16 protein-coding genes are annotated in these 15,247 nt (G+C 69.1%); 12 read left to right on the forward strand and 4 right to left on the reverse strand.

Features of this window, described 5'->3' with window-relative positions:
• Positions 1-43: 43 nt before the first annotated feature.
• Complete coding sequence (locus tag AC3A6X_RS03280; RefSeq protein ID WP_487841091.1) at positions 44-1,285, reverse strand: porin; 1,242 nt, start codon at positions 1,283-1,285, stop codon at positions 44-46.
• Positions 1,286-1,567: 282 nt separating this feature from the next.
• Between AC3A6X_RS03280 and coq7 the strand changes: the two genes are divergently transcribed.
• Positions 1,568-2,197 carry a 2-polyprenyl-3-methyl-6-methoxy-1,4-benzoquinone monooxygenase gene (gene coq7, locus AC3A6X_RS03285; protein WP_487840784.1) on the forward strand — a complete coding sequence of 210 codons (630 nt, stop codon included), beginning with the start codon at positions 1,568-1,570 and terminating at the stop codon, positions 2,195-2,197.
• 18 nt (positions 2,198-2,215) lie between these two features.
• On the opposite strand, the gene AC3A6X_RS03290 is transcribed toward coq7, so the two are convergent.
• Positions 2,216-2,665 carry an OsmC family protein gene (locus AC3A6X_RS03290; protein WP_487841092.1) on the reverse strand — a complete coding sequence of 150 codons (450 nt, stop codon included), beginning with the start codon at positions 2,663-2,665 and terminating at the stop codon, positions 2,216-2,218.
• Positions 2,666-2,921: 256 nt separating this feature from the next.
• Here AC3A6X_RS03290 and ilvA point away from each other — a divergent pair, with 256 nt between their 5' ends.
• The gene (gene ilvA / locus AC3A6X_RS03295) at positions 2,922-4,475 is read left to right on the forward strand and encodes a threonine ammonia-lyase, biosynthetic (RefSeq protein WP_487840785.1); all 1,554 of its coding nucleotides are present in this window, start codon (positions 2,922-2,924) and stop codon (positions 4,473-4,475) included.
• 5 nt (positions 4,476-4,480) lie between these two features.
• On the opposite strand, the gene AC3A6X_RS03300 is transcribed toward ilvA, so the two are convergent.
• The gene (locus AC3A6X_RS03300; protein WP_487840786.1) at positions 4,481-5,017 is read right to left on the reverse strand and encodes a type II secretion system protein N; all 537 of its coding nucleotides are present in this window, start codon (positions 5,015-5,017) and stop codon (positions 4,481-4,483) included.
• Between the two features lie 66 nt (positions 5,018-5,083).
• On the opposite strand from AC3A6X_RS03300, the gene gspG reads away from it, so the two are divergent.
• From gspG to gspE, 10 genes are all read left to right on the forward strand, one after another.
• A complete protein-coding gene (gene gspG, locus AC3A6X_RS03305) occupies positions 5,084-5,524 on the forward strand; it encodes a type II secretion system major pseudopilin GspG (RefSeq protein WP_487840787.1) in 441 nt (146 codons plus the stop codon).
• Positions 5,499-6,005 carry a prepilin-type N-terminal cleavage/methylation domain-containing protein gene (locus AC3A6X_RS03310; RefSeq protein WP_487840788.1) on the forward strand — a complete coding sequence of 169 codons (507 nt, stop codon included), beginning with the start codon at positions 5,499-5,501 and terminating at the stop codon, positions 6,003-6,005. The genes gspG and AC3A6X_RS03310 overlap by 26 nt, the downstream gene beginning before the upstream one ends.
• Positions 6,006-6,063: 58 nt before the next feature.
• Positions 6,064-6,429 (forward strand): type II secretion system minor pseudopilin GspI, encoded by a 366-nt coding sequence (gspI, locus tag AC3A6X_RS03315; protein WP_106555090.1) that lies wholly within the window; start codon positions 6,064-6,066, stop codon positions 6,427-6,429.
• Positions 6,429-7,097 (forward strand): PulJ/GspJ family protein, encoded by a 669-nt coding sequence (locus tag AC3A6X_RS03320; protein ID WP_487840789.1) that lies wholly within the window; start codon positions 6,429-6,431, stop codon positions 7,095-7,097. The genes gspI and AC3A6X_RS03320 overlap by 1 nt, the downstream gene beginning before the upstream one ends.
• A complete protein-coding gene (gene gspK / locus AC3A6X_RS03325; RefSeq protein ID WP_487840790.1) occupies positions 7,094-8,197 on the forward strand; it encodes a type II secretion system minor pseudopilin GspK in 1,104 nt (367 codons plus the stop codon). The genes AC3A6X_RS03320 and gspK overlap by 4 nt, the downstream gene beginning before the upstream one ends.
• 129 nt (positions 8,198-8,326) lie before the next feature.
• Positions 8,327-9,535, forward strand: coding sequence for a type II secretion system protein GspL (gene gspL, locus AC3A6X_RS03330; protein WP_487840791.1), 1,209 nt, complete (start codon positions 8,327-8,329; stop codon positions 9,533-9,535).
• Positions 9,532-10,101, forward strand: coding sequence for a type II secretion system protein M (locus AC3A6X_RS03335; RefSeq protein WP_487840792.1), 570 nt, complete (start codon positions 9,532-9,534; stop codon positions 10,099-10,101). Before gspL ends, AC3A6X_RS03335 begins: the two co-directional genes overlap by 4 nt.
• 10 nt (positions 10,102-10,111) lie before the next feature.
• Positions 10,112-10,912, forward strand: a complete 801-nt coding sequence (gspN, locus tag AC3A6X_RS03340) for a type II secretion system protein N (protein WP_487840793.1) — start codon at positions 10,112-10,114, stop codon at positions 10,910-10,912.
• 2 nt (positions 10,913-10,914) lie between these two features.
• Entirely contained in the window at positions 10,915-13,218 is a 2,304-nt protein-coding gene (gspD, locus tag AC3A6X_RS03345) for a type II secretion system secretin GspD (protein ID WP_487840794.1), read from the forward strand.
• 12 nt (positions 13,219-13,230) lie between these two features.
• Positions 13,231-14,652, forward strand: a complete 1,422-nt coding sequence (gene gspE, locus AC3A6X_RS03350) for a type II secretion system ATPase GspE (RefSeq protein ID WP_106555097.1) — start codon at positions 13,231-13,233, stop codon at positions 14,650-14,652.
• Between the two features lie 16 nt (positions 14,653-14,668).
• Here gspE and AC3A6X_RS03355 read toward each other — a convergent pair whose 3' ends face one another.
• The gene (locus AC3A6X_RS03355; protein WP_487840795.1) at positions 14,669-15,241 is read right to left on the reverse strand and encodes a hypothetical protein; all 573 of its coding nucleotides are present in this window, start codon (positions 15,239-15,241) and stop codon (positions 14,669-14,671) included.
• Between the last annotated feature and the right edge of the window lie 6 nt (positions 15,242-15,247).

The following is a 15,247-nucleotide window of genomic DNA, read 5'->3' on the forward strand; positions in this document are numbered from 1 at the left end:
TTTCAAGACTTCCCATTCAAAGCTGGCTTGCGCCAGCTTCAGATCAGAAAGCGTGACGGATACCGAAGTCGTAACCGGTCGAGGTCTTGGGCGCGTAGGCCGCGCCGCCGAAGCTGGTCACGAACGACGGGCCACCCAGGGTCAGGCCAGCGCCATTCTTGTTGCGGATGCGAGCCACCGTCGCGTACAGGGCCGTACGCTTCGACAGGTTGTGCACGTAGCCGATGGCGAACTTGTTGGCCTTCGGATCATCGGTCGTGACGAACGGCGTGACCGGCAGGTTGAAGTCGTACTTGACAGCCGAGTAAGCCACACGGATCAGGCCGGGGCCGACGGGCACGGTCGCGCCGAGCAGCCAACCCTTCAGGTCGATGTCGGTCGGCTGGGCGAGCAGGAAGCTGTCGGTGTCGACTTCGTTCTTGGCCTTCGACACTTCACCGAAGAGCTTCACGACGCCGAAGTCGTACGAAGCGCCCAGGTTGAAGGTCTTCACGTTGGTCGTGGTGCCGACGAAGAAGTTGTCGCCGATGGTGCTTTGACCATAGGCGGCAGCCACGTCCAGCGGGCCGTTGGCGTAGCCGAAGCGGCCGCCGACGTAACGACCGGTGCGCTGGGTGTTCAGCGCGGTCGGCGTCAGGGTGCCCGGATCGAACTTGTCACGCTCGTGGAAGGCGTACATCACCTGGCCATAGAAGCCACCGAGGTTCGGGGGCAGGAAATAGCCGATGGAGTTGCTGGAACGAACGTAGTTGCTGCCGGTCACGTTGGTGAAGCCGGGGACGCTCGTGGTGCCGCCGCCGAGCCAGGTGCCGAAGCCGGTGTTCGCGGTGCTGATCAGGTTGGTGCCGACGCCGTTGGTGCCGAAGGGGTCGAACACGGTGTCGTTCCAGAACGTCGGGGTGTAGTCACGGCCCAGACGGAGTTCACCGAAACCACCCGACAGGCTCACGGTCGAGCGACGAGCGAAGGTCGCAACGCCTTGCTGGCCGTCGTCGTTGGAGATCGGGGCTTCGAGCCAGAAGCTGGCTGCCAGGCCACCACCGAGGTCTTCCGTACCGCGGAAGCCCAGACGGCTGGAGTTGTAACCCGAGTTCGCCAGAACGGTGCGCTTGACCTTGATGCTGTCAACCAGGAAGGGGTTGGTCAGCGACGGGATCGCGAGATCCGACTTGTTCGAGTAGCTGCTGACAGAAGCGTCAACCACGCCGAACAGCGTCACGGACGACTGCGCCGAGGCAACACCGGCAACAGCCAGAGCAGCCAGGGCAACTAGAGATTTTTTCATTGCAAGTTTCTCCAAGGTTAAACATAGGGCTCCGGTGCGAAGGGCTCACCGTGACTGGCACTTCTGTGCACCCACCGGACCCCGGGCCAACCTCCTTTTGGGAAGTTGTCGCTATTGCACCAGAGCGGCTTCGTCTGGGCAAAACAAATCGCCCGAAAACGCAGCCGGCTCCGCCGTTTCGTTGCAGTAGTGCAACAAAGCACTAACTGCCTGCAAGATCTCGCGATATGAAACAAGACCTGCCGTGCAAGTGACCTATTGCGCATCGGTTCCAATCGCCCCATGACCTCCTCGCTCGACGCCGTCCTCGGCACCGCGGATGCGGCCCTGCGCACCCTGTTTGCCAAGCCCCATGCGACCCGCGCCGCGCCGCTCCCGGACAGCCCAGACGGCGTGCTGAGCGAAGCCGAGCGCCGGGAAGCCGGGGCGTTGATGCGCGTGAATCATGTCGGGGAGGTTTGTGCCCAGGCCTTGTATACGGCGCAGGCGGCCGTCACGCGCGATCCCAAGCTGCGGGCGCACTTCGACAAGGCCGCGCGCGAGGAAACCGATCACCTCGCCTGGACGCAGCAGCGGCTCGAGGAACTGGGAGCACACCCGTCGGTGCTCAATCCGCTCTGGTATTTGGGCGCATTCGGGCTTGGTCTCGTGGCCGGCCGGCTCGGCGACCCGCTGAGCCTGGGTTTCGTGGCAGAGACCGAGCGGCAGGTCGAGGCCCATCTGGACAGCCACCTCGACCGTCTTCCCGCAGCCGATACGGCCTCGCGGGCGGTAGTCAATCAGATGAAGCTGGACGAGGCGCGCCATGCGGCACAGGCCTGGAGCGCCGGCGCGCAGGAGCTGCCGGCGCCGGCCAGGGCCCTGATGCGTCTGGCCTCGCGCGTGATGACAACGGTCGCCCACCGCATCTGAGCGCCACCGGGGTTGCGCTCAGGTTTCGAACAGGTCGAAGCTGGTCGTGATCTCAGCCGTCTTGGCCAGCATGACGCTGGCCGAGCAGTAGGTATCGTGGCTCAGGGCGATCGCGCGCTCGACGGCCGCGGGCGGAATGCCCTTGCCTGCCACGGTGAAGTGCATGTGGATCTTGGTGAAGACCTTCGGATCTTTCTCTGCCCTCTCGCTGCTCAGCTTGACACTGACGCGCTCAACTTGGTGCCGGCCGCGCTTGAGGATGAGCACTACGTCGTAGGCGGTGCACCCGCCGGTGCCGGCCAGCACGGTTTCCATCGGCCGGGCCGCGAGGTTCTGCCCACCGTTCTCCGGCTTCGACGGGTCCGGCGCGCCATCCATCATCAGGACATGGCCGCTGCCGGTCTCGGCGACGAAGCCCATGGCCGATCGCGCCCCCGCGTTGCCTGTCCAGCTCACTGTGCATTCCATCCTTGCAGGCTCCAGAAGTCGCGACGCACGACAAGGAAAAATCACGTCGGCGTCGATTTGTGTTGGAAAAGCGTCACTCGCTTGTTGCATTGCAACAATGAGTCGGTATACTTTATTTCATCGCACACGAATTCGTGTGCACCGGTTGTCTCCTCCACCCTCCCAATTGGTGGATTTAGCCCCGAGCCGCAAGGCCCGGGGCTTTTTTCTTGCCCGCGCCTGCGGGCGAGGATGGCAGGCCTATGATCGCGGCCCTATGTCCACACCGCCCGCTCCGCTTTCGCCCGCCGACTACCTGAAGAAGATCCTTACGGCCCGTGTCTATGACGTGGCGGTAGAGTCCGCGCTCGAGCCGGCGCAGGCCCTGAGCGCGCGGCTCGGCAACACGGTGCTGCTCAAGCGCGAGGACCAGCAAGAGGTTTTCAGCTTCAAGCTGCGCGGGGCCTACAACAAGATGGCTCACCTGAGCCCGGAGCAGCTCTCCAAGGGCGTGATCTGCGCATCGGCCGGCAACCATGCCCAGGGCGTCGCGCTCAGTGCCCGCAAGCTCGGCGCGCGCGCTGTGGTGGTGATGCCCGTGACCACGCCGCAGCTCAAGATCGACGCCGTGCGCGGGCTCGGCGGCGAAGTGCAGCTGCACGGCGACAGCTACTCCGACGCGTATGGCTACGCGCTGGAGCAGCAGAAGCTGCACGGCCTCACCTTCGTCCACCCCTTCGACGACCCCGATGTCATCGCCGGCCAGGGGACGATCGCGATGGAGATCCTGCGCCAGCACCAGGGCCCGCTCGATGCGATCTTCGTCGCCATCGGCGGCGGCGGGCTGATCTCGGGCGTTGCCAACTACATCAAGGCCGTACGGCCCGAGATCAAGGTGATCGGCGTCCAGATGAACGATTCCGACGCGATGATGCGCTCCGTCGCCGCGCGCGAACGGGTGACGCTGCCCGACGTCGGCCTGTTCTCCGACGGCACCGCAGTCAAGCTGGTCGGCGAGGAGACCTTCCGGATCTCGCGCGAACTGGTGGACGAATTCATCACCGTCGACACCGACGCCGTCTGCGCCGGCATCAAGGACGTGTTCATCGACACCCGCAGCATCGTCGAGCCCGCCGGCGCGCTGGCAGTGGCAGCGATCAAGCAATACGTCGAGTCGCACGGCACGCGGGGCGAGACCTACGCGGCCATCCTCTGCGGCGCCAACATGAACTTCGACCGGCTGCGTTTTGTCGCCGAGCGCGCCGAGGTCGGCGAGGAGCGCGAAGCCCTGTTCGCGGTCACCATCCCCGAGGAGCGCGGCAGCTTTCGGCGCTTCTGCGAGCTGGTGGGCCAATTGCCGGGCGCCTCGCGCAGCGTGACCGAGTTCAACTATCGGATCAGCGACGCCAAGGAGGCGCATGTGTTCGTGGGTCTGACCACCCAGACGCGCGGCGAGTCGAAGACCATCATGGAGACCTTCCTCGCCCACGGCTACGGCTGCATCGACCTCACGCACAACGAGCTCGCCAAGGAGCACATCCGCCATCTGGTGGGCGGCCGAAGCAACCTGGCGCACGACGAGCGGCTGCTGCGCTTCGTGTTCCCCGAGCGGCCCGGCGCGCTGCTCAAGTTCCTGAGCCTGATGCGGCCGACCTGGAACATCAGCCTCTTCCACTATCGCAACCAGGGCGCCGACTACGGCCGCATCCTGGTCGGGCTGCAGGTTCCGGCGGTCGACCACGCCGCTTTCGAGGAATTCCTGCGGACGCTCGCCTATCCCTTCGTGGAGGAAACCGCCAACCCGGTCTACCGGCTGTTCCTGCAGGCCTAGAGGCCTTAGCGCCGGACGCCGCCCCGTGGAGGCGGCGGCGCCACCACGGGCGGAGGCGCGTCTGCCGCGGCCGGCGGCGGTGCGTTGACGGCCAGCGGCTGCGCCGGCAGCTGCAGCGTGAAGGCCGGCGCCGCGTCCACGCTCGCGCCGAGCGAGGCGGCACGGGCGCTGACCGAATGCAGCACGTAGCCATCGGCCACCTTGGCGCCGACGCGGAAGGGCCGCGGCGGCTTGCCGTCCACGACGATCAGCGCCGCCCCCTGTTGATCGGCGTCGGCCACCACCCCCAGCAGCTGGAAGCGGCTGGCGGCATCCGGCGTGGCCACGACCGTGGCCTGGCTCGGCACCGCACCCAGCATCTGCGCGACCGCTGCCGGATCCACGGTTGCCGCGGCGTTGCTGCTCAGCGCGGGCGGCGCGACGGCATCCGACGGCGACATCAGCCGCAGCCCCCAGAACACCACACTCGCGGCGGCCAGCGCCCACAGGGCGGTCGTCGCGGTGGCCGTAGGCCAGCGGGCGGGGGCGTAGGAAGCTGACATGGGGCCGGATTATCATGCAGCACAGGCGCCAACGCGCATTCTTCCCAGTCCCTCCTCCCGACCTTCATGCCCTTTCCTCACCGCCCTCTCGCGCGCGCCGTGCAGCGCGGCTTCACGCTGATCGAACTGATGGTCGTGCTGGTCATCATCGGCGTGCTTGCAGCCTTGATCGTGCCGAACGTGATCGAGCGTGCCGACGACGCGCGCGTGACCGCCGCGCGGACCGACGTCAACAACCTGATGCAGGCGCTCAAGCTCTACCGCCTCGACAACCAGCGCTACCCGACGGCCGAGCAGGGCCTGCAGGCCCTGCTCACGCGCCCCACCACGGGCCCGGCCGCGCCCAACTGGAAGCCCTATGTCGAAAAGCTGCCCAACGATCCCTGGGGCCGCCCCTACCAATACATGAACCCCGGCCTGAAGGGCGAGATCGACGTGTTCTCGCTCGGCGCCGACAGCCAGCCCGGCGGCGAAGGCAAGAATGCCGACATCGGCAGCTGGCAATAGGCGCGTCGCTCCCCGCTGCCAGGGCGCCCGCCGCCGCCACGCCGGCGGCTTCACCCTGATCGAGCTGCTGGTGGTGATCGCGATCATCGCGATCGCCACCGCGGGCGTTGGGCTCGCGCTGCGCGATACGGGCCAGGAAAGCCTGGACCGCGAAGCCGAGCGTCTTTCGGCCCTGCTCGAAGCGGCGCGCGCCCAGTCGCGCGCCAGCGGCATGGCGGTGCGCTGGCGCGTCACACCGCAAGAGGCGGCCAACTTCAGCTTCGACGGCCTGCCGTCCGGCACCCTGCCCACCCAATGGCTTTCCGCCGGCATCACGGCGCAGCCACTGATGGCGGACGGCTCGCCGGTCGCGGCGCTGCAGCTGGGGCCCGATCCGATCATTGCGGCGCAACAAGTGCTGCTCACGGCGGAGGGCCCCCCGGCGCGCACCCTGCGCATCGCGACCGATGGCCTGCGGCCCTTCGCGGTGGCTTCGCCATGAGACGCCGGGCCGCTCCCAAGTCGAATAGCACCGCAGTGCATAGCGCGGAGCTTGTCCAATGAAGCGCAGCGCAAGCCGCGGTTTCACCCTGGTCGAGGTGCTGGTCGCGCTCGGCATCATCGCGATCGCGCTGGCGGCTGGCACCCAGGCCACGAACGCGCTCACTCGCAATGGGCAGCGCCAGTCGGACCTGCTCCTGGCCCAGCTCTGTGCCGAGAACGAGCTGATCAAGGCCCGCCTCGCGCGCCAGATGCCCGCGATCGGCGATGCAGGCCTGGTCTGCACCCAGGCCAACAACAGCTTCGCTGTCACCGTCTCGACCACGCCCACGCTGAACCCGAACTTCCGCCGCGTCGACGTGCAGGTGCGCGACGCGTTCGACGCGCCTGTGCTGCGCCTGTCCACGGTCGTGGGACGCTTCTGATGGCAACAACGCGCGCCACCCGCGGTTTCACGCTGATCGAACTGCTGGTGGCGATCGCCATCATGGCGCTGCTTGCGCTGGTCAGTTGGCAAGGCCTCGAAGGCATGGCGCGCGCCCAGTCCATCAACCGGGAGCGCAGCGACGCCGTGCTCACGCTGCAGACCACGCTGTCGCAATGGACGGCCGACCTCGACGCCACGGTGACCCTGTCGCAGACGCGTCCCATCGACTGGGACGGCCGCGTACTGCGCCTCACGCGACGCAGCACCGACACGGCCCTGCCCGCGGTCTACGTGGTGGCCTGGACCCTGCGGGCCGACGCCACCGGGATGGCACGCTGGTACCGCTGGCAATCGCCCGGCCTCACGACCCGCCCCGAATGGCAGCAGGCCTGGGACCGCGCCGCCGCCTGGGCCCAGGACGGCGGCGGCAGCAACAACGAGCTGCGCGGCACCGAACTCGGCCTGGTGCCGCTGGAAGCCTGGCAGCTCTTCTACTTTCGCAACAACGCGTGGGGCCCGGCGGTCGGTGCCGCCGCACTCGGCGCCAACACGCCGCTGCCCGATGGCGTGCGCCTCGTGCTGAGCCTGCCGCCCGGCCCGGCGCTCGCCGGCCTGCTCACGCGCGACTGGGTGCGGCCCACCGCCTCGGCGACCAAATCCTCATGAAGCCGCCTGCCCGCATCGCATCACGACGCTCCCGCGGCGCGGCGCTGCTCACGGCCATGCTCACCGTCACGCTGGTCGCCACCTTCGCGGCGGCGGCGCTCTGGCAGCAATGGCGCGCCGTCGAAATCGAGGCGGCGGAACGGGGGCGGGTGCAATCGGCGTGGGTGCTGGTCGGCGCGCTCGACTGGTCGCGCCTGATCCTGCGCGAGGATGCCCGCGCCACCACGGCCGCCGGCGGCGGCGCTGACCACCTGGCCGAGCCCTGGGCCGTGCCGCTGGAGGAAGCCAAGCTGTCGAGCTTCCTCGCGGCCGACAAGAACATCGCCAGCGATGCGCTCGAGGGGCTGCCCGAGGCTTTCCTGCAGGGCCGCATCGTCGACGCCCAATCCAAGATGAACGTGATGAACCTGGTGGTGAACGGTGTCCCGGTGCCGGCCGAGATCGCCGCCTTCACCAAGCTGTTCGAGTTGCTGGGGCTGCCTGCGCAGGAGGTGCCGGTGCTCGCGGCCCAGCTCAGGCGCGCCCTGCCCCCGCCTGCAGCCACGGGTACGGGTACGGGTACGGGTACGGGTACGGGCACCACCACCGGTACCACCACCACTACGACCACTACCGGCACCGGCACCACCACCGGCACGCAGGCCACCACGGACAGCTCGGCATCCGGCCCGCTGCTGCCGCAGCGCACCGCCCAACTGGTCTGGCTGGGGCTGTCGCCCTCCACCGTTGCCGCGCTGGAGCCCTACGTCACCATCTTGCCCGAGCGCATGCCGCTCAACATCAACACCGCCAGCGCCGAAGCGATGGCCGCCAGCGTGCCCTCGCTCGACCTGGCGACGGCCAAGCGCGTGGTCGCGCAGCGCGCGTCGCGCTACTTCCGCACCCTGGAAGAGGCCAACAAGGTCATCGCACAAGGCTCCGGCCAATTCAACAGCACCCAGCACGCCGTGGCGACCCGCTTTTTCGAAGTGCAAGGCCGACTGCGGCTGGACAATGCCTGGGTCGAGGAGCACTCGCTGCTCCAACGCGACAACCTCGAACTTCGCATCGTCTGGCGCGAACGTGGCGCCGGCGCCACGTCCACGGCGCCGAAGTCTTGAAGCGGAAACCTTTGGTCACGCTTATCGGATTAAATGCGTCGAAGCGCCCACGCCGCGTGCTGAAGACGCTATCAAGTTTGTAGCGAGAGATGTGAACCATCCTCCTACAATGGCGACCCCCTATCCATCATGGCCCTGCTGCTCGTCACCGCCCCTCTTCCCCCAGCGCCTGCCGGCGGCGACTACGGCTGGGCGGTGTGGTCCAGCGACGGCCGCAAGCTGCGCTCCCAGGGCAGCGCGCCGCCGGCCCTGCTGCCGAGCGGCGACGAGCTGACCCTGGGCGTCCCGGCGGCTGCACTGTCCTGGCACCAGCTCACGCTGCCGCAGGGCAGCATGAGCGGCAATGTGCGCCTGCGCTCGGTGCTCAACGGCCTGCTCGAAGATCGGTTGCTCGACGATCCCGAGCAACTGCACTTCTCGCTGGAGCCCGACGCCCGCGCGGGCGTTCCCGTGTGGGTCGCCGCCTGCAACCGGCTCTGGCTGCGCGGCGTGGTGCAGGCGCTCGAGAGCGCGGGCCGCCGCGTCACCCGCATCGTTCCGGAGTTCACACCGCAGCCGGCGGGCGCGCCGCCGATGATCTTCGCCATCGGCGAGCCCGGTACCGCCCAGCTGGTGGTCTGCGACACCGAAGGCGTCACCCCTTTGCCGCTCGATGCCGCCGGCGCCGCGCTGGTCGGCACGGTGCCCGAAGGCACAGCCATGCTGGCCGAGCCGGCCGTGGCCGAGCTCGCGGAAAGCCTGCTCGGCCGCCGCGTGCCGATCGTCAAGCCGGCCGCGCGCTGGCTCCAGGCCAGCCGCTCGCCCTGGGACCTCGCGCAGTTCGATCTCGCCTCTACCGGCCGCGCCCGCGCCAGCAAGAAGCTGGCGGCGATCTGGCGCGCGGCGTGGCACGGCCCCGAATGGCGGCTCGCGCGCTGGGGCGCGCTGGTGCTGGTGCTGACGCAGCTCGTCGGCCTCAACGCGTGGGCCTGGAAGGAGCGCAGCGCGCTCGACAGCAAGCGGGCCGCGGTGAACAACATACTGAAGCAGACATTCCCCTCGGTGCAGCTGGTGGTCGACGCACCGGCCCAGATGGTGCGCGAGGTGGCGACGCTGCAGCAGGCCACGGGCGGGGTGTCCGCGATCGACCTCGAGCCCATGCTCGGCGCCGTCGCGACCAGCCTGCCGCCGGGCCGGGTCCCCAGCACCATCGACTACACCGCCGGCCAGCTGCGCCTGCGCGGGCTGGGCCTGCAGCCCTCGGAGGCCGGCAACGTCGCGGCCACCCTGTCGGCTCGCGGCTACAGCGCCCGCAGCGAGGGCGACCTGCTGCTGGTCCAGGCGGAGGCACCGCGATGAACTGGATCGAAACGCTCGAAGCGCGCTGGCAGGCCTGGTGGCCCGAGCTGGAATCGCGCGAACAGCGACTGATCGGCGCGGCGGCCGCGCTGGTGCTGCTGGCCCTGCTGTGGTGGGTGGGGCTGGCCCCGGCGCTGCGCACCCTGTCCGCGGCACCGGCGGAGCACGCCAAGCTTGACGCCCAGCTACAGCAGATGACCACCCTGCAGACCCAGGCCAAGGCGCTGCAGGCCCAGCCGCGTGCCAGCCGCGACGACGCGGTGCGCGCACTCGAAAGCTCGGTGCGCCAAAGCCTCGGGCCCAACGCGCAGTTGCAACCCGCTGCCTCGGGCGAAGGCGTCACGGTCGCCGTGCGCACGGTGCCGGCCGACACCCTGGCCCAATGGCTGGCCCAAGCCCGCAGCAATGCGCGCGCCGTGCCGCGCGAGGCGCACCTCGCGCGCACCGCGCAAGGCGCACCCGACGCGCCAGCGACAGGCGGCGCTGCCGCGGCGCGTGCCAGGAACGGCGAGCGCCCTGCCGTGCGCTGGGACGGCACGCTGGTCATGAGCCTGCCGGCCCGTTGAGCAATTTTCGATGGCCACGCGAAGCGACCCCTCCGCCCCCCGTGCCGCCACCGGCCGCGGCTGGGCCGTACTGGGCGTGCTGCTGGGCGCACTGCTGGCGTTCGCGCTCTACGCGCCGGCGCGCTGGCTGGCCGCGGGCCTGGCGAGCTGGAGCGACGGCCATCTGCAGCTGGTCAACGCACGCGGCACGGTCTGGAACGGCACCGCGGGCGTGGTGTTCGCCAGCGGCGCGGGCGGCGTCGAATCGATCTCCCTGCCCGGCACGCTTGCCTGGACCCTGCGCCCGCGCTGGGACGGCGTCGCTGCGGCGCTCGATATCCCCTGCTGCGCTCCCAAGCCGCTGCAATTCAGGGCCCGGCCGCGCCCCAGCGGGCTGCAGCTGTCGTGGGAGGACGGCCGCTCGCGCTGGCCGGCCGCCCTGCTCAGCGGCTTCGGCGCGCCGTGGAACACGCTCAAGCCCGAGGGCGTGCTCGACGTGTCGATGCAGGCCTTCGCGATGCAGTTCAGCGGCCCGCAGCTGCGGCTGGCCGGCCGCGCCACGCTCGACGCCACCGACATCTCCTCCAGCCTGTCGACGCTCAAGCCGATGGGCAGCTACCGCATCACCCTCGAAGGCGGGCCCTCGCCCACCCTGCTGCTGACCACGCGCGAGGGCAGTCTGCAGCTCAACGGCAGCGGCCGATGGAACGGCCGCTCCCTGCGCTTCGACGGCGAGGCCAGCGCCGCGCCGGGGCGCGAGGACGCGCTGTCGAACTTGTTGAACATCATCGGGCGACGCGAGGGCGCGCGCTCGATCATCACTCTGGGTTGACCATGAAATCACCATCGCACAGCGCCATGCGCCTCTGCACCGTCGCCCTCGCGGTGCATCTGCTGGCCTGCATGCCGGCCGCCTTCGCGCAGGAAGCCGCGCCGCCGCCGCGCCGCGGCGAGCCGATCACGCTGAACTTCACCAACGCCGAGATCGAATCGGTGGCGCGCACCATGGCCGTGGTGACCGGACGCGACGTGGTGGTCGACCCACGCGTCAAGGGCACGATCAACCTGCAGACCGACCGCCCGATTTCGCCCAACGCCGCCTTCAACCAGTTCGCTGCCGCGCTGCGCCTGCAGGGCTTCGCGATCGTGCAGTCCGAGGGGCTCTACAAGGTGGTGCCCGAGGCCGACGCCAAGCTGCAGAGCAATGCGGTGACCACCTCGACGTCCGCCACCGCCAGCCTTTCCGGCAACCAGATCGTCACCCAGGTCTTCAGGCTCAACTACGAGTCGGCGAACAACCTGCTGCCGGTTCTGCGCCCGCTGATCGCGCCCAACAACACGATCAACGTGAATCCGGGCAACAACTCGCTGGTGGTCACCGACTACGCCGAGAACATGCGCCGGCTGGCGCGCATCATCGCGGCGCTGGACGTGCCCAATGCCTCCGAGGTCGAGGTCATCCCCCTCAAGTATTCGGTCGCGACCGACCTCGTGCCGGTGATCACGCGGCTGGCCGAGGGCGGCTCCGCCACCGGGCCGGGGCAGCCCGCCGCGGCGCCGGGCACCGCCGATGCCTCCTTCCGCACCACCCTGCTGGCCGAGCCGCGCAGCAACGCGATCATCCTGCGCGCGGCCAACCCGGCGCGCTCGCAGCTGATCCGCACGCTGATCGCCCGCCTCGACCGTCCGCCCGTCGACACCGGCAACGGCGCCGCCGGCAACATCTACGTGGTCTACCTCAAGAACGCCGACGCGGTGCGCATGGCCACCACGCTGCGCGCCGCCCTCGCAAGTGCACAGGCCGGCAACCTGAGTGCCCAGGGCACCGCCGGCGCGACCCCTGTCGGAGCCGGGGCGCAGCAACAACAACAGCAGCAACAGCAGCTCAGCCAGCTGGCCGGCGCGGGAGGCGGACTGAGCGGCGCCACCACGCCGGTCAGCACCACCCCGCCGCCTTCCACCGGCGGGCAGATCCAGGCCGACCCGGCCACCAACTCGCTGATCATCAGCGCGCCCGATCCGCTCTACCGGCAGCTGCGCGCGGTGATCGACCGGCTCGACAGCCGCCGCGCGCAGGTGCTGATCGAAAGCCTGATCGTCGAGGTCAACGCCGACAAGGCGGCCGAGTTCGGCATCCAGTGGCAGACCGGCATCGGCAGCAGCGGCGACCGCAACGTCGGCGTGATCGGCACCAACTCGAGCCTGGGCGGCGCCAACATCATCGACCTGGCGGTCGGCCTGGCGACCCGCAACACGGCGACCCGGCCCTCCAGCGGCTTCAACTTCGGCATCGGCCACCGCTATGGCGACAACGGCCAGTACGTGCTGGGCTTCCTGGCCCGCTTCCTGGCGAGCAACGGCGAGGGCAACGTGCTGTCCACGCCGAACCTGCTGACGCTGGACAACGAGGAAGCCAAGATCGTTGTCGGCCAGAACGTGCCCTTCGTCACCGGCCAGTACACCAACACCGGCAGCAACACCAACACCGTCAACCCCTTCCAGACCATCGAGCGCAAGGACGTGGGCCTGACGCTGCGCGTGCGCCCGCAGATCAGCGAGACCGGCACGGTCAAGATGCAGATCTTCCAGGAGGTCTCCAGCGTGGTCGCCTCCACCGTGAACAACATCAACGGCCCGACCACGACCAAGCGCTCGATCGAGTCGAACGTGCTGGTCGACGACGGCAACATCATCGTGCTGGGCGGCCTCCTGTCCGACGAGTACTCGAACTCCCAGGAGAAGATTCCCGGCCTGGGCGACGTGCCGGTGCTCGGCAACCTGTTCAAGAGCGAGGTGCGCAGCCGCAGAAAGACCAACCTGATGGTGTTCCTGCGTCCCTCGGTCGTGCGCGACCAGCTCTCCGGCGACGCCATCACCGCCGACCGCTACGACGCGCTGCGTGCGCTGCAGCAGACGCAACAGCCGGCGACCGACAACCCGATGCTCAACTCGGTGCGCGATTCGGCGATCCTTCCGCCGCTGCCGACGATCAGGCAGGGCGATCCCACGCGCCGCATCGAGGGCACCCAGCTGATCCCGCCGCCGCTGCCGCCGCAGCACGTGCCGCTGCCGGGCGGCTCGCTCAAGGGCGCGCTGCCGCCCACCGCCGACCCCTCGACGCAGCGCGAATTGCCCTGAGAGGTCCGAGCCATGCGCTATCCCCTGCCCTATGCCTTCGCGCGCGGCCAGCAGCTGCTGCTGGAAGAAGCGGACGATGGCGCCCTCACCCTCTGGATGCCGCAGACGCCACCCAAGAGCGCGCTCAGCGAAGTGGTGCGCAAGTACCCCGTCAAGGCCTTCGAGCCGCTGACCCCGGTCGAACTGGCCCAGCGCATCTCGGCCGCCTACGCAAAGGGCGAATCGAACGCCGCCGCGGTGGTGAGCGAGGTGCAGAGCGATGCCGACCTGTCGCGCATGATGCAGGAGCTGCCGGCGGTGGAAGACCTGCTGGAAAGCGCCGGCGACGCGCCCATCATCCGCATGCTCAACGCGCTGCTCACGCAGGCGGCGCGCGACGGCGCCAGCGACATCCACATCGAGCCCTACGAGCGCACGTCATCGGTGCGCTTTCGCATCGACGGCACCCTGCGCGAGGTGGTGCAGCCCAACCGGGCGCTGCATGCGGCGCTGATCTCGCGCCTGAAGATCATGGCCGACCTCGACATCGCCGAGAAGCGCTTGCCGCAGGACGGGCGCATCAGCCTGCGCATCGGCACGCGCGCGGTCGACGTGCGGGTCTCGACCCTGCCCTCGGCGCATGGCGAGCGCGCCGTGCTTCGCCTCTTGGACAAGTCCGAGAGCAAGCTCACGCTCGAATCGGTGGGCATGCAGGGCGACACGCTGGCGCGCTTCCTGCACCTGATCAACCAGCCGCACGGCATCATCCTGGTCACCGGCCCGACCGGTTCCGGCAAGACCACCACCCTCTATGCCGCGCTGGGTCGCCTGGACAGCGCCCACAGCAACATCATGACGGTCGAGGACCCGATCGAGTACGAGCTGCCCGGCGTCGGCCAGACCCAGGTCAACGCCAAGATCGACCTCACCTTCGCCAAGGCCCTGCGCGCCATCCTGCGGCAGGACCCGGACGTGATCATGATCGGCGAAATCCGCGACTTCGAGACCGCGCAGATCGCGATCCAGGCCTCGCTCACCGGCCACCTGGTGCTGGCCACATTGCACACCAACGATTCGGTCAGCGCGGTGACGCGGCTGACCGACATGGGGGTGGAGCCCTTCCTGCTGAGCTCGTCATTGCTGGGCGTTCTGGCGCAGCGGCTGGTGCGCCGCCTCTGCCCCGTGTGCGCCGTGCCTACGGCGGCCGGCGACGAGGCCGGGCCCGTGGGCTGCGAGACCTGCGGCCAGACCGGCTACCAGGGCCGCACCGGCATCTTCGAGCTGCTGGTCGCCGACGACACGATCCGTTCGCTGGTACACAACCGCGCGCCCGAGAGCCAGCTCTTCGTGGCGGCCGAGCGCGGCGGTCTGCGCTCGATGCGCGAAGATGGCGAGCGGCTGGTCAAGTCCGGGGTGACCTCGCGGGCCGAGCTGCTGCGGGTGACGCGGGACTGATCCCGCATCCCTGCGCTCAGTCCAGCACGACCAGGTTGCGCGTCTGCGCATCCGTCTCCACGGCGCGCACGCGGCCGGCGTTGTCGAACAGCACCTGGAACTCGCTGAAGCTGCCCAGCCACATGCGCCAGATCGGCGCGTCGAGGTTCGGGTTCTCGCTGCTGATGGGGTAGCCCACCGACATCGCGACCTGCTCGCGCGTCATGCCCTTGGTCACACGGGCCGACTTGATGGCCTCGCGGATCTTGGGCGGGAAGCCCGCGATGCGGGGCGCCGGATCCTCCGTCACCACGTAGCGCTTGGCGAAGGCGCCCAGGTCGAGGTCGCGGCTGTAGTCGTTGCCGATGTCCTGCTTCTTGCCGTCGATCAGCACGTTGACACGCTGCCGGCCATAGCCCGTCACGCGCGTCGGCGTGCCGACCGGGATGATCCGCTTGCCGCTCTCGGCGTAGTTGCTGTCGCTGATCCAGCTGCCGTCGGTGCGCATGTTGCAGCAGAGAAAGCCATCGAACGCGGGCTGGGCGGCGGCGGGCAGCGACAGCGCGCCCAGCAGCGCGGCGACGGCAAGAGCGGAAGTACGAAGCGGCATGAAGAC

The sequence above is a fragment of the Variovorax sp. Soil_C_12 genome (assembly GCF_057657375.1).